General features: G+C 70.4%; 19 protein-coding genes. 10 read left to right on the forward strand and 9 right to left on the reverse strand.

Translation table 11 applies throughout. The features are described 5' to 3' along the window. Positions 1-55 precede the first annotated feature (55 nt). Genes MZC64_RS16950 through MZC64_RS16960 form a run of 3 tightly spaced genes read right to left on the reverse strand, consistent with a single transcriptional unit; the run spans position 56 to position 2,628 of the window. Positions 56-1,396: an MFS transporter gene (locus MZC64_RS16950; protein ID WP_247757672.1), complete on the reverse strand. Its 1,341-nt coding sequence runs from the start codon at positions 1,394-1,396 to the stop codon at positions 56-58. A gap of 16 nt (positions 1,397-1,412) precedes the next feature. After that, entirely contained in the window at positions 1,413-1,799 is a 387-nt protein-coding gene (locus MZC64_RS16955) for a VOC family protein (RefSeq protein ID WP_247757673.1), read from the reverse strand. A 4-nt stretch (positions 1,800-1,803) separates the two neighbouring features. Further along, on the reverse strand, positions 1,804-2,628 hold the full coding sequence (locus tag MZC64_RS16960) for a helix-turn-helix domain-containing protein (RefSeq protein ID WP_247757674.1): 825 nt from the start codon (positions 2,626-2,628) through the stop codon (positions 1,804-1,806). Positions 2,629-2,664: 36 nt separating this feature from the next. Here MZC64_RS16960 and MZC64_RS16965 point away from each other — a divergent pair, with 36 nt between their 5' ends. The 7 genes from MZC64_RS16965 to MZC64_RS16995 all read left to right on the forward strand — a co-directional run bounded on the left by MZC64_RS16965 (position 2,665) and on the right by MZC64_RS16995 (position 9,490). Continuing rightward, positions 2,665-3,699, forward strand: coding sequence for an LLM class F420-dependent oxidoreductase (locus MZC64_RS16965; RefSeq protein WP_247757675.1), 1,035 nt, complete (start codon positions 2,665-2,667; stop codon positions 3,697-3,699). Positions 3,700-4,400: 701 nt separating this feature from the next. Beyond that, positions 4,401-4,868, forward strand: a complete 468-nt coding sequence (locus MZC64_RS16970) for a helix-turn-helix transcriptional regulator (protein WP_247757676.1) — start codon at positions 4,401-4,403, stop codon at positions 4,866-4,868. Between the two features lie 83 nt (positions 4,869-4,951). Further along, positions 4,952-5,434: an ImmA/IrrE family metallo-endopeptidase gene (locus MZC64_RS16975; protein ID WP_247757677.1), complete on the forward strand. Its 483-nt coding sequence runs from the start codon at positions 4,952-4,954 to the stop codon at positions 5,432-5,434. Beyond that, a complete protein-coding gene (locus tag MZC64_RS16980) occupies positions 5,415-6,638 on the forward strand; it encodes an MAB_1171c family putative transporter (RefSeq protein WP_247757678.1) in 1,224 nt (407 codons plus the stop codon). The genes MZC64_RS16975 and MZC64_RS16980 overlap by 20 nt, the downstream gene beginning before the upstream one ends. Continuing rightward, positions 6,635-7,822: a cytochrome P450 gene (locus MZC64_RS48690; protein ID WP_247757679.1), complete on the forward strand. Its 1,188-nt coding sequence runs from the start codon at positions 6,635-6,637 to the stop codon at positions 7,820-7,822. The genes MZC64_RS16980 and MZC64_RS48690 overlap by 4 nt, the downstream gene beginning before the upstream one ends. Positions 7,823-7,969: 147 nt before the next feature. Next, complete coding sequence (locus tag MZC64_RS16990; RefSeq protein ID WP_247757680.1) at positions 7,970-8,587, forward strand: hypothetical protein; 618 nt, start codon at positions 7,970-7,972, stop codon at positions 8,585-8,587. Positions 8,588-8,707: 120 nt separating this feature from the next. Next, a complete protein-coding gene (locus MZC64_RS16995; protein ID WP_247757681.1) occupies positions 8,708-9,490 on the forward strand; it encodes a hypothetical protein in 783 nt (260 codons plus the stop codon). On the opposite strand, the gene MZC64_RS17000 is transcribed toward MZC64_RS16995, so the two are convergent. The 4 genes from MZC64_RS17000 to MZC64_RS17015 all read right to left on the reverse strand — a co-directional run bounded on the left by MZC64_RS17000 (position 9,424) and on the right by MZC64_RS17015 (position 12,378). Continuing rightward, entirely contained in the window at positions 9,424-10,605 is a 1,182-nt protein-coding gene (locus MZC64_RS17000; protein WP_247757682.1) for a hypothetical protein, read from the reverse strand. The genes MZC64_RS16995 and MZC64_RS17000 overlap by 67 nt on opposite strands. Before the next feature lie 16 nt (positions 10,606-10,621). Next, entirely contained in the window at positions 10,622-11,218 is a 597-nt protein-coding gene (locus tag MZC64_RS17005) for a DUF3558 domain-containing protein (protein ID WP_247757683.1), read from the reverse strand. After that, positions 11,215-11,544, reverse strand: coding sequence for a hypothetical protein (locus MZC64_RS17010; RefSeq protein ID WP_247757684.1), 330 nt, complete (start codon positions 11,542-11,544; stop codon positions 11,215-11,217). Before MZC64_RS17010 ends, MZC64_RS17005 begins: the two co-directional genes overlap by 4 nt. A gap of 108 nt (positions 11,545-11,652) precedes the next feature. Continuing rightward, positions 11,653-12,378 carry a DUF998 domain-containing protein gene (locus tag MZC64_RS17015; protein ID WP_247757685.1) on the reverse strand — a complete coding sequence of 242 codons (726 nt, stop codon included), beginning with the start codon at positions 12,376-12,378 and terminating at the stop codon, positions 11,653-11,655. Between the two features lie 338 nt (positions 12,379-12,716). On the opposite strand from MZC64_RS17015, the gene MZC64_RS17020 reads away from it, so the two are divergent. Continuing rightward, positions 12,717-13,148, forward strand: a complete 432-nt coding sequence (locus MZC64_RS17020; RefSeq protein WP_247757686.1) for a glycine cleavage system protein H — start codon at positions 12,717-12,719, stop codon at positions 13,146-13,148. A gap of 1 nt (position 13,149) precedes the next feature. Here MZC64_RS17020 and MZC64_RS17025 read toward each other — a convergent pair whose 3' ends face one another. After that, positions 13,150-14,808: an FAD-binding dehydrogenase gene (locus MZC64_RS17025; protein ID WP_247757687.1), complete on the reverse strand. Its 1,659-nt coding sequence runs from the start codon at positions 14,806-14,808 to the stop codon at positions 13,150-13,152. 240 nt (positions 14,809-15,048) lie between these two features. Next, on the reverse strand, positions 15,049-15,495 hold the full coding sequence (locus tag MZC64_RS17030; RefSeq protein WP_247757688.1) for a MarR family winged helix-turn-helix transcriptional regulator: 447 nt from the start codon (positions 15,493-15,495) through the stop codon (positions 15,049-15,051). Positions 15,496-15,646: 151 nt separating this feature from the next. Between MZC64_RS17030 and MZC64_RS17035 the strand changes: the two genes are divergently transcribed. Both MZC64_RS17035 and MZC64_RS17040 read left to right on the forward strand, forming a co-directional pair. Beyond that, the gene (locus MZC64_RS17035; RefSeq protein ID WP_247757689.1) at positions 15,647-16,843 is read left to right on the forward strand and encodes an MFS transporter; all 1,197 of its coding nucleotides are present in this window, start codon (positions 15,647-15,649) and stop codon (positions 16,841-16,843) included. A gap of 65 nt (positions 16,844-16,908) precedes the next feature. Beyond that, complete coding sequence (locus MZC64_RS17040; RefSeq protein WP_247757690.1) at positions 16,909-17,694, forward strand: SDR family NAD(P)-dependent oxidoreductase; 786 nt, start codon at positions 16,909-16,911, stop codon at positions 17,692-17,694. Positions 17,695-17,734: the final 40 nt, after the last annotated feature.

The raw sequence follows: 17,734 nt of genomic DNA on the forward strand, positions 1-17,734 counted from the left end.
GCCATTCCCTGACGCTGCCGCACTTTCCGGTGAATCCGGCGACCAGGGGCTCAAGTCAGGCGATGCGGTCCAGTTCGCGGGAGCGGGTCTCCGGGGCGGCGAAGGCCAGCCACAGCACGGCGAGCCCGACCAGACCGCCGACGACCAGGAAGGTGGTGGTGAGTCCGAGCAGCGGCCACAGCACCGAGCCGAAGATCACCGGCACGAAGCCGGCGCCGATCCGGCTGATCGTGGAGGCCCAGCCGAAACCGCTGGCGCGCAACGTGGTCGGGTACACCTCGGAGACGTAGGCGTACAGCGCCGGGATGGTCACCTGGATCACCAGGCCGTAGGCGGCGATCCAGGTGTAGGCGCTGGAGGGCAGGTCCAGGTGGTGGGCGAAAAGCACCAGGGCGAGCGCGGCCAGTGGGGCGCTGAGGCCGATGACCCACTTGCGCCCCACCGCTTCCACCAGCCAGGCCGAGATCACCACGCCGAGGGTGCCGACCGCGGTCATCAGCGTGGTGACCATGAAGGCCGCGTAGTCGCCATAGCCCTGGGCGCGCAGGATGCTGGGCAGCCAGGTCAGCGCGCCGTAGTAGAGCACGAACACGGTGAGGAAGACCGCCCACATGGCCGAGGTGATCCGGGCGCTGAAGGTCCACAGTGCCCGGAACTGGCTCAGCATGCTGCGCACCGACAGCGTCGGCACGTCCTGTTTGTCCGGCAGCGTCCAGGGTTCCGGTGTGGCCCCGGTGCGCCGGACGAGGTCGTCGATCACCGCGCGGGCTTCCTGTTCGCGGCCCCGGCGCACCAGGTACATCGGCGATTCCGGCACCGAGCGCCGCACCCAGAACACCAGCAGCGCGGGCAGCACCATGACCAGCAGCAGCAACCGCCAGTTCTGCAGCGGCAGCAACGCGGTGGACACCAGTCCGCACAGGGTGGCGCCCAGCGGCCACCAGATGTCCAGCGCGGTCAGCACCCGGCCGCGGACCTTTGCCGGGGTGAACTCGCCGACCAGGGCGTAGTCCACCGGGATGCAGCCGCCCAGGCCGATCCCGGCCAGGAACCGGAACACGCAGAAGGTCACGTAGTCCGGGGAGGCCGCGCCCGCCACGGTGAAGATCGAGAACATCAACAGCGTGAGACTGAAGGCTTTCTTGCGGCCCACGATGTCCGCGATGCCGCCCCAGGCGAAGGCGCCCACGGCCATGCCGATCAGGTTGGCGGTGCCGACCCAGCCGCGTTCGGCGGTGGACAGGTTCCACTCGGCGCCGACCAGGGGGATCAGGTAGCCGTTGAGGGCCACATCCCAGGCGTCGAACATGAACCCGAGGCCGCCGATGAGGAAGATCGTGCCCTGGGTGCCCCACCGCCACGGCAGTTCCTGCACCACCTGATCGCCTGTTTTCACGCCGAGCAGTCTGTCATCAGGCCCCCGGATAGCTGCCGAAGCTCCACAGGTGGCCCTCGGGGTCGCGCACGGTGAACCCGCGGGAGCCGTAGTCGGTGTCGGCGATGTCGCGCACCAGTTCGGCGCCGGCCGCGGTGGCGCGGGCGAGCACTTCGTCCGGTGTCGCGGTGACCACGTAGACCGAGCCGTGGGCGCTCCAGCAGACCTCGCTGTCGCGCTGGGTGCCGAGCATGACGCCGCCGCCCTCGGGCCAGCCGAGTTCGGCGTGCGCCACCTCGCCGTCGGCCTCGCCGGGCACCACGAGGGTCTCGGTGAAGCCGAAGGCGGTGGTGAGGAAGCGGATCGCGGCCGGGGCGTCGGTGTAGGCGAGGCCGGGCCACACGGTGGGAGCTGGAGTCGTCATGCGCTCAGGCTGGCGGCCGGTCCGGGTCCGGGTCTTGAGCGAATGGAAGCTCCTCGGCCAGCCAGACCGTCGGCGACAGGCCGCTGAAGGCCCGCCAGTCCCTGGTGAAGTGGGCCTGGTCGGCGTACCCGGCGCGGGCGGCGATCTCGGCCAGCGCGGGGCGGTCCGGGCGGACCAGCAGGTCGCGGGCGTGCTGGAAGCGCACCACCCTGGCCAGCACCTTGGGGCTGACGCCGAACTCGCGCTGGAACCGGGTGCGCAGGTGCTGGCGGCTCCAGCCGACCTCGGCGGCCAGCTCGGCCACCGCGACCGCGGCCGGCGCGGCGGTGAGCCGCCGCCAGGCCCAGCCCAGCTCGGGCGCGGGGATCGCGGCCGGGCGGGCGACCCGGTCCAGGATGTCGGTGAAGCAGGCGAACCGGTCGGTCCAGGTGCCCGCCGCGCGCAGTCGATCCAGGAGTTCCGCGGCGGGAGCGCCCAGCAGGTCGCCCAGGTGCACGTCCAGCCCGGCCAGTTCGCCCGCGGGCAGGCCGAACAGGGCCCTGGCGCCCAGTGGGGTCAGATCGGCCTCGATGCCGTGCTGGCGGCCGTCGTGCTCGATGGTCACCGGGGTCTCGTGCAGACCGCCGACCAGCGCGGCGTAGCGGCGCGGCGGGCCGTCCGGCGCACGCAGGTCGATCGTGCCGGTGACGGTGGCGATGAAGGTGAGCTTGCTGGAGGGCAGGCCGCGATGCACTCCCGGCGCGGACCGGTAGTGGTAGCCGATGTAGCGGTTGACCAGCGGGCGCAGCCGGGGCGGCGGCAGTCCGATCACCTGGGTGGCCTGCTCCACCCGGTCAGCCTAAGCGCAAACCCCTAACGTGACCCCATGAAGGTTGCAGCCACAGTGGGTTACTGGAGCGCCGGCCCGCCCGCCGACGCCGCGAAGATCATCCAGATCGCCGACGAGCTGGGCTTCGAGTCGGTGTGGACCGCCGAGGCCTACGGCAGCGATGTGCTGACCCCGCTGGCCTGGTGGGGCGCGAGCACCAGCCGGGTCAAGCTGGGCACCGGGATCGCGCAGATGGCCGCCCGGCCGCCGACCACCCTGGCCATGGCGGCGATGACCCTGGACCACCTGTCCAACGGTCGGGCGATCATCGGCATCGGCGCGAGCAACCCGCAGGTCGTGGAGGGCTGGTACGGGGTGCCGTATCCGCGGCCACTGGAGCGGACCAGGGAGTACATCGAGGTCATGCGCAAGGTCATCGCCCGGGAGGGGCCGGTGACCTATGAGGGCAAGCACTTCCAGCTGCCGATGGCCGGGGGCAGTGGGCTGGGCAAGGCGTTGAAGTCGACTTTGCACCCTTTGCGGACCGATATCCCGATTTTCCTGGCGGCGGAGGGGCCGAAGAACGTCGCGCTGGCGGCGGAGATCGCCGACGGGTGGCTGCCGTTGTGGTTGTCGCCCAAGACGAGTGATGAGTTCCGGGTGTCCCTGGAAGCGGGGTGGGCGCGGGAGGGAGCCCGGCATACGGCGGAGACATTCGAGGTGGTTGGGGGGCCTTACTCGATCATCGTGCACGACGATGTGGAGGCCGCGGCGGACTGGTTGCGGCCGGTGCTGGCTCTTTATGCGGGTGGGATGGGGGCCAAGGGGCTCAACTACCACCACAACGTGATCGCCAAGGCGGGCTGGCACGACGAGTGCGAGCGCATCCAAGATCTCTATCTGGCCGGGGACAAACAGGCCGCCATCGCCGCGGTGCCCACCGCCATGGTCGAGGACTTCGCCATCATCGGACCGATGTCGAAGGTGCGCGAGGAGATCCAGCGCTGGAAAGAGACGGTGATCACTACGTTCTCGATCAACACCATGCAAACCCAGCACATCCCGCAGCTCGCCGAGTTCGTCCTCGGGTGATGGGACTTTTTCCAACGCTGTAAGGCCACTCGGGCGGGTCCAACATGCCGACCCCACTAGCTCTGATGGGTGCCCTCAGTTGTGCTTCGGCCCGAGTTTTGCCATCCTGCCCCTGACTGCGCGATCGTCCGTTCCATCCCCCCGGGCGGACGGAACGCGTCAAGTCGATGCGGGGAAGGCGTTCTATCCGTCTTCCTGCGCCCAGGTCGCCGGCCGCGACTTCCTCCCCCCTAGGTCCCGGCCGGCGACCTCGCGCATTCCGCGCCTCTGCTCGCGCTTTGCGCTTCGCCGGGATGCGCTCGATGATCTTCTGGGAGCGAAGCCCCCAGGCCCCACCCGGAGGGCTGCCGCCCCCGGACCCCCGTCCCCGTGTCCGGGACCTCGATCCGCGTCCCCGTGTCTGGGACCTCGATCTGCGCCCACGTGTTCGGGACCTCGATCCGTCAGCCTCTGCGGTCCCTTGGCTTCGCCGTCGGATTGCCTTGCTGGGTAATGGTTTTCTTGCTCTTGCGACAGCAGGCGGGGCGACTCCGGGCACACAAGCGACCCCCAGTCGCTTGGTGCGGGGAGTCGCCCCGTCTGGCGAGGCCCGGTGCTGCGGGACTCACGTGTCGCAGCTTAGGGTCAAAACGAGTACTTTTGCAACACAGTGGAACGGGATGGTGCTAGTTTCCACTTCAGTGTTCTAAGGGAGGTGGGTCGTGGAAGAGCGGGAAGTGCCGGGGCAGCGGGCGTCCGATGGGGTCACGGCTGCGCGGTCCGCCTTCGTGGAGCGGTTGCGGTATCTGCTGGAACATCATCCGGCGGGGCCGCATACGCCGGCCGAGGTGGCGGCGGGGACTGGGTTGTCGCAGTCGGGGATCTATGCGTTGTTGTCGCCTCGGGCCAATCCGACGGTGGAGACGATGGCTACGTTGGCCTCGTTCTTCGGGGTGCCGTTGGGGTACTTCGTGGATGAGCAGATCGCCGAGCGGACGCGGGCTGAGCTGGGGTTGTTGAGTCGGTTGAAGGATGCTGGGGCGCAGAAGGTGGCGTTGCGGTCTACGGCGCCGATGGAGTCCGCGTCACTGCCTGAGCTGCTTGATCTGATCGGGGCTGCTGTTGAGCAGGCTCGGCGGTTGAAGGAGACGGACGGCCCTCGACGGCCGGATGAGTCCCCGACAGAATGAAGGTCGCCAGGTGGCGTCGTGGGGACGTCAGGCGGGAAGGCGACTCGGGGTTGCGGCGCACATACCGGGAATGCACGGCGATCGTGAACGGGCTGGATCTGCCCCAGCCCTTTGACGTGCAGGTGCTGTGCGACCGGATCGGCGGCGACCGGGGGCGGCCGATCTTCCTGGCGCCGATCAGCCTGCCGACCGGCGGACCGTGTGGGTTGTGGATCAACACCGAGCCCGCCGACTACATCTTTTTCGAGGCTGACACCTCGCCGCTGCATCAGCGGCACATCGTGTTGCACGAGCTGGGTCATCTGCTCTGCGACCACCACGCCGCGCCGGTGCTCACGCCGGACGCCTCCCGGCTGCTGATGCCCTCGCTTGACCCGGCCATGGTGCGCCGGGTGCTCGGGCGGGGCTGCTACTCGGCGGTGGAGGAGCAGCAGGCCGAGATCATCGCGTCAATGATCATCCAGCGGACCAGTTCGTGGGTGGCCGAACCAGTGCGGCCGGTGCCACCGGAAGCCGCGGAACTGGTGCGCCGGATCGAACGCGCGCTTGAGCGAACGGTGCCCTGACCTGGACGCCGTCAGCCTGATCCTGCCGCCACTGTGCGCGCTGGTCTCCTTCATCGCGCTGCTGTACAAGCTGCGCGATCTGCGGCGTGATCGGCGGGAGCCGGGGCTGCTCGCGTTGTGCGCGACTTTCGCGGTGCTGACGGTTACCTACACGTTGTTCATTCCGGTGGTGTGGGCCTGGGTCGATGCGGTGTTGGGGGTGCCCAACATTGGCGGGATCATCAATCAGGGCATGGTGATTCTGCTGACCATGGCGCAGTTGAGTGTGGTGCTGCGATGGTCTGCGCCGGCTGAGGTGGCCTGGCCGCGGATCCGGTATCGGTTGTGGCTGTACAGCTTGGTGCTGGGTGCGATGGCGGTGTTGTACGCGCTGGCGCTGGCTACTGAGCCGCAGGATCACGAGTACGTGCTGGCGCTGGTGCGGTCGCCGTACTACCAGGTGTATCTGGTGCTGTATCTGGGTGCTTACACGTTGGGGCAGGCCGATGTGATGCGGCTGTGCTGGCGGTACGCGAAGGTCGCGGGGCGGCCTTGGTTGCGTCGGGGGCTGCGGCTGGCGGCGGCCTCCTCTGCCTTGGGGCTGGTGTACTCGGCTGGGCGGATCGGCGATCTGGTGGCCGCCTTGTTCGACTACACCGGACAGTGGTGGGAGCCGGTGGTGCAGGTGTGCATCGGGCTGGCCGCGCTGTTGAAGGTGGTGGGCTGGACCATTCCCGGCTGGGGGCCGCGGCTGTCGGTGGCGCTGGGCGCGCTGGACCGGCGGCGGGCCCTGCGCGAGCTGACTCCGTTGTGGCAGGCGCTGTACCGGTCCGCGCCGGACATCGCGTTGATCGACCCGCTGGCTGGCGGGCAGCGGCAGAAGCTGGACTTCCGGTTGTACCGCAAGGTGATCGAGATCCGGGACGGGCAGCTCGCGTTGCGGCCGTACCTGGATCCCGAGGTGGCGGGGACCGCACGGCGGATCGGGGCCGAGGCCGGGCTGAGCGGGTCTGAGTTGGATGTGGTGGTGGAGGCGGCTCGGTTGCGGGTCGCGTTGCGGGATCAGGCCGAGGGGTACCGGCCCGAGCACGCGGGATCGGTGGCCGGGGACGGCGTTGGCGACCTCGCCGAGGAACTGTCCTGGCTGCGTCAGGTGTCCAGGGCGTTCTCCGGGTCGCCGGTGGTGGCCGCCGTGCTCGCCGAGACCAGCAGGGAGCACGCGTGACCGTCCCGGCCTGCCCGTTCGACCAGGCGTTCTTCGCCGACCCGTACCCGGTCTACACGGCCTGGCGGGCCGAGGCCGCCGCGGTGCCCGCGCGCACCCCGGACGGCGCGCCGGTGTGGCTGGTCAGCCGGGAATACGACGTGCGGGCGGCGCTGGCCGATCCGCGGTTGTCGGTGAGCAAGCGCAACTCCAGCGGCACCGGCTACCGCGGGTTCGCGTTGCCGCCCGCGCTGGATGCCAACCTGCTCAACCTGGACGCCCCCGACCACACCCGGCTGCGCAGGCTGGTCACCGCCGCGTTCACCCCGCGCCGGATGGCCGCGATGCGCCCGATGATCCAGGCCGAGACCGCGGGACTGCTGGACCGGATCGCCGTGCAGGGCGGAGGAGATGTGCTCGCCGACCTGGCGTTCCCGTTGCCACTGAAGGTGATCGGCGACCTGCTCGGCGTGCCCGAGGCGGGACGGCACGACTTCGACGGCTGGACCACCACGCTGATCGCGCCCGACCTGGACGACCCCGGCGCGGCGGTGAAGGCGATCGGGAACATGCAGGCGTTCCTGGTGCATCTGGTGGCGGAGAAGCGGAAACGGCCGGCCGAGGACCTGCTGTCCGCACTAGTGTCCACAAAGGACAGTGGTGATCGGGTCAGCGAGGACGAGCTGGTGTCGCTGGCGTTCCTGTTGCTGTGGACCGGTTACGAGAACCCGGTGCACCTGATCGGCAACGGGGTGCTGGCACTGCTGCGGCATCCCGAGCAGCTGGCGTTGCTGCGCGAGGGCGAGGTGGACCCGGCTCAGGCCGTGGAGGAACTGCTGCGCTACGACCAGCCCTACCAGTTCGCCATCCGCCGCTTTCCCATAGAGGACATCGAGTTAGGCGACACGACCATCCCGGCGGGCGACACCGTGCTGCTGGCCATCAACTCGGCCAACCGGGACCAGACCTGCTTCGCCCAGCCGGATCGCCTGGACCTGCGCCGCGGCCACAACCCGCACCTGGCCTTCGGCCACGGCCCGCACCACTGCCCGGCCGCGCCGCTGGCCCGGATCGAGGCCGAGGAGACGATCACGGCGCTGGTGCGGCGTTTCCCCAAGCTGCGACTGGCGGTCAGCGAGGATGAACTGCGCTGGCGGCCGTCCTGGCGCAGCCACTCCCTGTGCGCGCTACCCGTGGAGATCTAAGGTCTCCGCGCACCGGCTCGGTCACGATCCACCATCACTGTGAGCACGGTCACGCTCCGGATGTGCGGTTCTGGACAGACTGTCGTGATCATCAGGAGCAGTCTGTTGCCCGCCCGACTCCGCCGCCGAAGTTCCCGGAGCACCAGGATGAGCCAGCACCAGCCGCCACCGTTGCCGCCCTACCGGGCTGTGCTGGTCGCGGACAGCCGGGACCACGGCGGCCAGGGACCGCCGCGGCCACCGGATGAGGCGGTGCCCGAGGTGCTGTGCGCGACCTTCGCCCGCATCGGCCACCCCGGCCTGTGGCAGGAGCTGACCTTCCAGGACAGCACCGCCGACGGCCACACCCTGGCCCTGGACACCCAGTACCTGCCGCTGCTGATCGACCCCTACCTCCAGGGCCTGCACCAGGAACTCGCCTCCCGGCACCGCCGCGCGCACGGCCCCGCCCTGCGCCACCCACTGCGCTTACGGATCAGCCTCAGCGTCGGCCCACTCGCCGAGTCCCCCCAGGCCACCGCCAGGGGCGAGGCGCACAACCTGGTCAGCGCCCAGTCCGTGCGCAACCTGCTGTGCCGCACCGAACCCGGCGTCGGCTTCGTCGCCGCGATCCTGTCCGACCGGGTGTTCACCGACGTGGTCCGGGCCGGCTACACCCGGCTGACGCCGGCGGAGTTCACCAGGACCGAGGTGCGGGTGAAGCAGTACCACGGCACCGCGTACCTCCATCTGCCGTACTCCGGCGCCGGGCGAACCTCCGAGTGAACCCCCTGCTCGGCCGCTGGCATCCGGGTTAGCCAGGCCCGTGCGTGACTCATGTCACGCTCGCCAGGCGTGCGAGCCCTCACACTGCTCCGGCGGGTCCATTGCCAAGGAGGGTCGTACATGACCGGATCCACACCGGTGCGGCGGACGGTCGGACCGTTCGCCGGGGTGGGCACCTGGTGGCGTTCCCGCCAGCTGCAGAAGGAGATCGGCGCTGCCGTGGTGGCCCCGGCGGTCAGTCCCGCCGCGGTGTCGCGGTACGAGGTCGCCGCCTGCCGGGTGCCCAGTTCGACCGCGGAGTTCTCCTTCAGCTTCTCCTGCGTCGTGCGCTGGCGTTTGGTCACCTCGGACGGGCCACGGCATCCGAATCCGGCCGGGGTGGCGGTGAACGCGGTGCTGCACCGGGCGATGGCCATCACCGGGGTCGCCGAGCTGACCGACGGGGAACGGGTCAACGCCGAACTCGCCGCCGAACTCGGCACGCCCAAGGCCGATCCGGGCGGCTGGGTGCAGGGCTGGGCGGAGGACATCGGGCTGTCCGCCGACGCCGAGGACCTGACCCTGGTCACCCAGTTGCAACGCTTACGCCGCAAGCGGTTGGCCTGGGCGGCGGAGCGGGAATGGGAATGTGATCAGCGGCAGTATCTGACCGACAGTGTGCTTCGCGACCCCGGTTCGGCGGTCGCGTGGTGGCTGGCCCGCCACCCGGACGAGATCGAGGAAGCCGTCCGGTTGGTGGGCCCGCTGGCCCGGCTGGTGTCCGCCGTGCACCAGACCGAGATCCACCCGCTCTACCGCGAGTTCGAGCCCCGCCACCAGCTTCCGGGCCCGCGGTCTCAGGACGGTTCCGGTCCCTCGCCGATCACCGGCGGCGGGACCGTGGGCAGGTCGTCCAGTCCGTAGATCTCGTCGCTGAGTGTGCGATACCTGGTGTTGTGCTCGACGTCGTCCTCCCGCCGGGTGCCGGGGGTCAGTGGCGGCTGGAGCAGCGAAGCCCCTGGGGCGCCTGGCTTTCCGGGCGCGCTGGGGGTCACGCGCGGGGTTGGGGTGGTGGCCGGGCCTGGGGTTCGGGGCGTTGATCCACGGTGGGTCGGGCCGCCCAGTGCGCCGGGAAGTCCTGCGGTGGCGCCGAATCCGACACTGGAGCCGCCGAATCCGGCGCCGCCGCCGACTGCCGCGACGCCCGGGATCGGCGGTTCCGGGCGGAGTGCGGGCGGGGCGGCGGCCTGCGGGCGGGTGGCGTCCGCCGGTCTGGTGGGATCAGCCGGGTCCGCGGGATTGCCTGGGACAGCGGAGGTTCCGGGGTCGACGGGGCCGGGGTCCGCGGCGGTGGGTGGCTGGGTGCGGGCGGGGTCCTCGGTGCCGCGGGCGGGTGGGCCGACGACGGGTGGTTCCCGGCGGCCGCGGTCGCGGTCGCGGCCGCCGGGTGGTGTCGGGGGCGGGCCGGTATGAACCGCCTCGACCGCGATCCGCGGTGGGTCGGGCAGTGCGGGCGCCGACTCGGCCTGGGCCCTGGCCGCGGTCTCGAAGGCGTAGAGCGCGCGGTTGGCCGCGTCGTCGCGGGCCTTGTTGGCCGCGAGCTGCTCGTGCATGTCCTGCTGGATCTGGAGCAGCGCCAGGGGGTTGAACGCGGCGGCGGCCCCGTCGGCGAGGCCGGGCTGACGCACCGGCTGGGCCGACTCGATCTTCGGTTTGGTCTCGGCGAAGTCGACCCCGTGCGCGGCCACCCCGGCCAGATTGGTCTGGGCCGCGGTCATCGCGCCCATCGCCCACTCCAGGGACGGCCGGGCCGCGTCGAACAGCGCGCTGGCCGCCGCGCCGTACCAGTCCAGGCCGAGGTCGGCCAGCGCTCTGGCCACCCGGTCCCGGCACTGCTCCGCGGCCTCGTGCACGGCGCGCAGCGCGTCCGCCGGCGGGTGCACCGCGCCGCTGCCCGCGCCCTGCTGCATCCAGTCGTACTTCACCTCCAGCGGATAACCCTCGAACCGGTTGTGCCGTATCCGTGGCCCCTCGCTCATCCCCGCCCCCTTGTTGTCATCGCCTGCCGCGCAGCTCCACCAGGTTCCGGACGGCCAGCTCGGCCATGGCCAGCGCGCGTCCGCACAGCTCGGCCGCGGTCAGCGGCACCGGGTGGGTGTCGTAGGAGTACTGGATTCCCAGCCGTTGCCCGTCGGCCACGCTGACGTCGACGAAGCAGCCGCGGTCGTCGGTTCGCCGCCGGTTCTGCACCGCGGGGAATCCGGCCACCCGCACCACCTGGACCTCCAGGTTGGTCTCCCCCGGCCGCAACCAGACGTCCGCGCCCTCCTGGGTCACCGGTGTCACCCGGTAGGCATAGCGCGGCGTTTCCAGCGACCGGGAGAACCGGCAGCCCCGGTTGTCGAAGCGGTCCCCCGCCGCCGCGGGCATCACGTAGTCGACCCCGAGGTCCTTCTGCTGCGCCGCGGTGAGCAGGGAGCAGACCTGTTCCCCGGCGAACCCGTCGAGGCGGATCTCACTGGGCCGCGCGGACACCTGCGCCTTGGCCGCCGCGTTCGCCGCCGCCTCGTCCATGGCCACCGGCGAACCGGGCACCGCGCACCCGGCGAGGAAGAGCACCGCCGCCATTCCCAGTGCGGGTGTCCGGTTCATGGCCGATACCGCGCCAGCGATTCGGTGATATCGGATTCGGTGAATCCATAGGTCTCGGCGGCGACCCGGAGTTCCACCGCCGCGTCCAGCAGGGTCTGGCTGTACTTCAGGTACTGCCGATAGATCGAGTCCGGCGCCTCGACGAACTTCCAGCTGTACACCTCGGCGGTGTCCCGGCTGACCGGATCACCACCACAGGGTCGCAGCCGGAGGTCGTCCTGCAACGCCTCCAGCCGGTCCCGCAGCCACTCGCCCTCGCGGCGCAGCACCGCGTAGGCGGCCAGCACCTGTTCCCTGGTGACCCGTACCCGATCGTCCAGCCCCACGACTACCCCCCGATTTCCGCCCATAACGATCAGTAACCGTGAATGAGGAAAGCGGGTGCCACCGTGACTATTCGCACACAGCTCCGGGCTTTCACCCGGATGTTTGAATCAGGCGGAAAAAATGCTTGTGTCCGCCTGCAATTTGCCACCGTTGGCCGGAATTCTATGCGCCCACCAGCCTAGTACCACCACTGCCATTACCTCGGTGAAGGCGAGCAGGCGTTCCCACAGGCCGAGCGGGAAGATCTCCCACCAGGCCACGCCCAGCGGCCCGTAATAGGCGATCACCGCGATCAGCGGCGGGAACCACAGCAGCGACACCAGGCCCAGCCACCACACCACCCTGGCGAAACCGCGCGCGGCCGCGTCCCGCAGCCAGGGCCGGGCCAGCAGCAAGGCCGCGATCGGCAGGCCGAGGAAGGCCAGCGCGCTGCCGATCCGGTGGATGTCGCCGCTCATGCTCGGTCCCACCGCCCAGTTGTGCTTGGGGAAGAGCACCACCATGACCAGGCCGACCACCCACAGTCCGAGGAACACGGTGGCGGGCGCGGCCGGCCGGGTCACGCCCTTGCGCACCAGCCCGACCAGGATCACCGCGGAGCCGGCGGCGAGGATCAGCAGGGCCAGGTCGAAGACCCAGCGCGCGTCGGTGAGCGCGTAGTGGCTGATGGTGCGGCGCAGCGGGGCGGAACTGGGCAGCAGGTCCAGCAGGCCGACCAGCGCGATGCCGGCCAGCACCAGCACGGTGCCGAGCGGGGCGGCGGCGCCCAGGACCCGTTCGGGGAGGGGTCTGGGCGCCGCCGCGACGGCGGTGCGGGCCGGTTCCGTCGGCACTGGGGGAACCTCGGGAACCAGCACGGGCACCTCCGCGGCAGGGCGCCGGGGTCTGCACTCCGCCGGCGCCAGGTCGTTGCGATCTGTCCTCCGGTCAACGCGGGGCCGGGCGGCGCACGTTCCCACCCGCGGCTGTCGACATCCTGAAGACAGCTTCGGTTCTGCCGCCTTGAGGGTGAGCAACCCCACCACCCGACCGGAGCAATGCCGCGACCAGGGCTTTCGCCTGAGCAACCGATTACCTATACATAAGGGTTTCGAAATGCGGGTTAATCGATCTCGCGACGCAACGTCGACGGGTTGGCCACGCACAGTCAGATGTCCTAGCGTCACTCGGCATGGCGGTAAAAGACCTGTACCAGGAGCTAGCGGATGTACCGGACAAATTCGACTACACCGCGGACCACGCGTGGATCGAGTTCGGCGAGGACACGGTCAAGCTCGGCCTGACCGCGCCGGCCTCCCGATGCCTCGGCACGGTGCGCTACCTCAGCCTGCCCCCGCGCGGCGCGCGGCTGGAGGCGGGTGAGCGCTGTGGCCTGATCGCCTCGATCCGGCTGTGCAGCGATTTGTTCGCGCCGGTCAGCGGAGAGGTCGTCGAGGTCAACACCGAGGTGCTCGACGACCCCTCCTTGCTGTTGTGCAGCAACGATTCCGATGTCTCGTGGCTGGTGAAGGTGCGGCTGACGGCGTGGCCGGAGCACGTGCTGACCCCGGAGGAGTACCGGGAGTGCGTGGACGCGGCCTACCCCAGCCACCGCAAGGACTGACTCAGCCGACCGCGGCCGCCGCGGCCCGGCCCGCCGTGCGGCCGGAGAACAGGCAGCCACCCAGGAACGTGCCTTCAAGCGACCGATAGCCGTGCATGCCGCCGCCGCCGAAGCCCGCCACTTCGCCTGCGGCGTACACGCCGGGCAGCACTTCGCCACCGGCCTGGAGCACCCGGCCGTCGAGGTCGGTTTCCAGGCCGCCCAGGGTCTTGCGGGTCAGGATGTTCAGCCGCACCGCGATCAGCGGCCCCGCCTTGGGATCGAGCAGCCGGTGCGGGCTGGCCACCCGGATCAGCTTGTCTCCCAGGTAGTTCCGGGCGCCACGCAACGCGGTCACCTGGAGGTCCTTGGTGAACGGGTTGGCGATCTCGCGGTCCCGCGCCAAAACCTGACGCTCCACATCGGACAGTTCGATCAGCGGGTCGCCGCCGGTGAGTTCGTTCATCCGGCGCACCAGCGCGGGCAGAGTCTGCTCGACGATGAAGTCGATCCCGTTGCGCTTGAACGCCTCCACCGGCGCCGGCGCGCCCGCGCGGGCCCGGCCCAGCACCTGGCGCACGCTCTTGCCGGTGAGGTCGGGGTTCTGCTCGGAACCGGAGAGCGCGAACTCCTTCTCGATGATCTTCTGGGTGAGGATGAACCAGGTGTGCTCGTGCCCGGAGCGCATGATGTGCTCCAGGGTGCCCAAGGTGTCGAAGCCGGGGAACAGCGGCACCGGCAGCCGTTGCCCGCGCGCGTCCAGCCAGAGTGAGGACGGGCCGGGCAGGATCCGGATGCCGTGCTTGACCCAGATCGGGTTCCAGTTCTGGATGCCCTCGGTGTAGTGCCACATCCGGTCCGGGTTGATGATCCGCCCGCCGGCGGCCTCGGTGATGCCGAGCATCCGGCCGTCCACGTGCGCTGGCACGCCGGAGAGCAGCTTGGCCGGCGGGGTGCCCAGGCGTTCCGGCCAGTTGCGGCGGACCAGGTCGTGGTTGCCGCCGATGCCCCCGGAGGTGACGATCACGGCCTGGGCGCGCAGTGCGAAGTCGGCGATCGGGGTGCGTGAACTGCCTTCGCCGCGGGCCACCGAGCTGGGTTCCAGGACCTGGCCGCGCACGCCGTCGACCACGCCGCCGGTGACGGTCAGCTCGTCCACCCGGTGCCGGAACTTCAGCGTGACCAGGCCACGGTCCACCGCGGCGCGCACCCGTTTGACGAACGGGGCGATCACGCCGGGCCCGGTGCCCCAGGTGATGTGGAAGCGCGGCACCGAGTTGCCGTGGCCGTTGGCGTCGTAGCCGCCGCGTTCGGCCCAGCCGACCACCGGGAAGATGCCGATGCCCTGCTGTTTGAGCCAGGACCGCTTCTCCCCCGCGGCGAACTGCACGTACGCCTCGGCCCATTTCCGCGGCCAGTGGTCCTCGTCGCGGTCGAAGCCCGCGGTGCCCAGCCAGTCCTGCCAGGCCAGGTCGTAGGAGTCGCGGATGCGCAGCCGCCGCTGCTCGGGCGAGTCGACCAGGAACAGGCCGCCGAAGGACCAGAACGCCTGCCCGCCCATGCTCGTCTCGGGTTCCTGGTCGAGCAGCAGCACCCGCCGGCCCGCGTCGGCGAGTTCGGCGGTGGCGACCAGACCGGCCAGCCCGGCGCCCACCACGATGACATCGGCATCGGCAGCCATTGACGACCCTTCTCCCGGAGCAGGTGACGCGATGCGCCGATCATGCCGCGTCGGCGGGGGCTGGTCCTAGAGACGCGCGCGGATTTCTACTCGCGGGTAGCGGATTGGCCGCCTTGCCGGGTCCCGCGCCCGCCGACTTGGGCCAACCCGGCGTCCCAGTTGGGCCAAACCGGCGTACGACTTGGGCCAACTCGGTGTCCGTAACGGCCAACTCGGCGTACGGGAACGGCCAACACTTGGTCAGGGGGTCCAGGCGGTGGCCAGGACGGCTACCAGGGGGGCCAGTTCGGGGAGGGCCTGGGCTTCGGTGAGGGCTTCGGCCAGGGCGTCGTCGTGGATGGGGCGGGCCTGGTCGAGCAGGCGCTGGCCGGCCGCGGTGACCTCGGTGTAGATGCCGCGCCGGTCGTCGGCGCACAGGTAGCGCTCCAGCAGGCCGCGCTCCTCCAGCCTGGTGACCAGGCGGGTGGTCGCGGACTGGCTGAGCACCACCGCGTTGGCCAGCTGGTTCATCCGCATGTGCCAGCCGTCCTGGCGGGACAGGATCGAGAGCACGCTGAACTCGCGCACCGACAACTCGTGCTCTTTCTGCAGCGCGCGCTCCAGTTTGTCCTCGATCCGGCCGTGCAGGGCCGCCAGGGTGCGCCACCCCTGAGCCCGCGCTTGCACCGCGTCGTCGGCCAGTCCCATCGCCTTCACCCCGTCTGAGCTGCTCGGCTTGCGCCGTCCGGTCTACCGGTGCATCATACAGCTCGTGCAATAACCAGCGTGTGCAACTATCGCAGACGCGGGTTATTGTGAACGCCGCTAGTTGAGAACGCTACCTACCTGGGAGCTGGACATGCCCGTTGCACTGCTCGCCCTGGCGATCAGCGCGTTCGCCATCGGCACCACCGAGTTCGTCATCATGGGGCTGTTGCCCGAGGTGGCGGCCGATTTCGGGGTGTCCATCCCGGCCGCGGGGCTGCTGATCTCCGGGTACGCGCTCGGCGTCGTGGTCGGTGGCCCGGTGCTCACCGCGGTGGGTTCCAGGCTGCCGCGCAAGACGATCCTGGTCAGCCTGATGGTGCTGTTCATCGCCGGGAACCTGTTCTCCGCGCTGGCCGAGACCTACGGGCTGCTGATGACCGGCCGGGTGGTCGCCGCGCTCGCGCACGGCGCGTTCTTCGGCGTCGGCTCGGTGGTGGCCGCGGACCTGGTCGCGCCGGAACGGCGGGCCAGCGCGATCGCGCTGATGTTCACCGGGCTGACCATGGCCAACGTGCTCGGCGTGCCCCTGGGCACCGCGCTGGGTCAGCAGCTCGGCTGGCGGTCCACCTTCTGGGCGGTGACCGTGCTCGGGGTGCTCGGCCTGATCGGCATCCTCGCCCTGGTCCCGCGCACCCAGGCCGCGCCCGGCGGCGGGCTGCGCCAGGAGCTGGCCGTGTTCCGGATCCCGCAGGTGTGGCTGGCGCTGGCGATGACCGCGCTCGGCTTCGGCGGGGTGTTCGCCTCCTTCACCTACATCGCGCCGATGATGACCCAGGTCGCCGGGTTCGCCGGCGGCACCGTGACCTGGCTGCTGGTGCTCTTCGGCGCCGGGCTGTTCGTGGGCAACCTGCTCGGCGGCAAGGCCGCGGACCGCGCGCTGATGCCCAGCCTGTACGTGATCCTGGCCGTGCTGGCCGCGGTGCTGTTCACCTTCACCTTCACCGCGCACTCCCAGCTCGGCTCGGTGCTGACCATCGCGGTGTTCGGCATCGCCGGGTTCGCCACGGTTGCCCCGCTGCAGATGCGGGTGCTGACCAAGGCGGCGGGCGCGCCCGCGCTGGCCTCGGCGGCCAACGTGGCCGCGTTCAACCTGGGCAACGCCGGTGGCGCCTGGCTGGGCGGACTGGCCATCGAGCACGGGCTGGGCTACACCGCGCCGAACTGGATCGGCGGCACGCTGACCGTGGCCGGGCTGGCGGTCGCGTTGTTCTCCGGCTGGCTGGACCGGCGGCGGCGCGCGACGATCGACACCGCGTCGATCGAACCGGCCCCCGCCCTCGCCCGCTGAATACCAGTCTCCACCGCATATATCGCCGTACTGAATATCCTCGCCCCGAAAGGCAGCAAGCAGCGATGAAGATCGACCTGACCGGACGCACCGCCCTCGTCACCGGCTCGACCAGCGGGATCGGCTACGCCGTGGCCGCCGGGTTCGCCCAGGCGGGCGCCGCGGTCGTGGTCAACGGCCGCAGCGCGGACCGGGTGGAGCAGGCCGTGGCCAAGCTCAAGGCGGAGACCGGCTCGGACACCATCACCGGCGTCGCGGCCGACATCGCCACCGCCGAGGGCGCCGAGGGCCTGTTCGATCGGCTCCCGGACGTGGACATCCTGATCAACAACACCGGGATCTTCGAGCCGAAGCCGGTCTTCGAGATCACCGACGCGGACTGGTTGCGCTTCTTCGAGGTCAACGTGCTCTCCGGGGTGCGGCTGTCCCGGCACTACGCGCCGCGGATGGCCGCGCGCGGCTGGGGCCGGGTGATCTTCGTCAGCAGCGAGTCCGCGGTGATGATCCCGCGCGAGATGGTGCATTACGGGATGACCAAGACCGCCCAGCTCTCGGTGGCCCGCGGCCTGGCCCTGGAGGTGGCCGACACCGGGGTCACGGTGAACAGCGTGCTGCCCGGCTCGACCCTGACCGAGGGTGTGCGCACCTTCATCGGCGAGCTGTACCCGGACCTGCCCTTCGAGCAGGCAGAGCGCGAGTTCATGGCCACCGACCGGCCGACCTCGCTGCTCAAGCGGCTGATCCGGCCGGAAGAGATCGCCAACCTGATCGTCTACACCGCCAGCGAGGGCGCCTCGGCCACCACCGGCGCCGCGCTGCGGGTCGACGGCGGCCTGATCCCCACCATCTGACCCGCTCCCTGATTTCTCGCACGCCACGAAAGGAAGATCG

Origin of the sequence: Crossiella sp. S99.2 (assembly GCF_023094165.1) — a bacterium.
Lineage (GTDB): Bacteria > Actinomycetota > Actinomycetes > Mycobacteriales > Pseudonocardiaceae > Crossiella.

What these genes read in the sequence shown, in the direction of transcription:
- MZC64_RS17000 (WP_247757682.1), bottom strand. Translation starts at nt 10,605, where the DNA reads ATGAGCGAGGGGCCACGGATACGGCACAACCGGTTCGAGGGTTATCCG.
- MZC64_RS17005 (WP_247757683.1), bottom strand. Translation starts at nt 11,218, where the DNA reads ATGAACCGGACACCCGCACTGGGAATGGCGGCGGTGCTCTTCCTCGCC.
- MZC64_RS17035 (WP_247757689.1), top strand. Translation starts at nt 15,647, where the DNA reads ATGCCCGTTGCACTGCTCGCCCTGGCGATCAGCGCGTTCGCCATCGGC.
- MZC64_RS16965 (WP_247757675.1), top strand. Translation starts at nt 2,665, where the DNA reads ATGAAGGTTGCAGCCACAGTGGGTTACTGGAGCGCCGGCCCGCCCGCC.
- MZC64_RS16995 (WP_247757681.1), top strand. Translation starts at nt 8,708, where the DNA reads ATGACCGGATCCACACCGGTGCGGCGGACGGTCGGACCGTTCGCCGGG.
- MZC64_RS17020 (WP_247757686.1), top strand. Translation starts at nt 12,717, where the DNA reads ATGGCGGTAAAAGACCTGTACCAGGAGCTAGCGGATGTACCGGACAAA.
- MZC64_RS17025 (WP_247757687.1), bottom strand. Translation starts at nt 14,808, where the DNA reads ATGGCTGCCGATGCCGATGTCATCGTGGTGGGCGCCGGGCTGGCCGGT.
- MZC64_RS16990 (WP_247757680.1), top strand. Translation starts at nt 7,970, where the DNA reads ATGAGCCAGCACCAGCCGCCACCGTTGCCGCCCTACCGGGCTGTGCTG.
- MZC64_RS17030 (WP_247757688.1), bottom strand. Translation starts at nt 15,495, where the DNA reads ATGGGACTGGCCGACGACGCGGTGCAAGCGCGGGCTCAGGGGTGGCGC.
- MZC64_RS17040 (WP_247757690.1), top strand. Translation starts at nt 16,909, where the DNA reads ATGAAGATCGACCTGACCGGACGCACCGCCCTCGTCACCGGCTCGACC.
- MZC64_RS16955 (WP_247757673.1), bottom strand. Translation starts at nt 1,799, where the DNA reads ATGACGACTCCAGCTCCCACCGTGTGGCCCGGCCTCGCCTACACCGAC.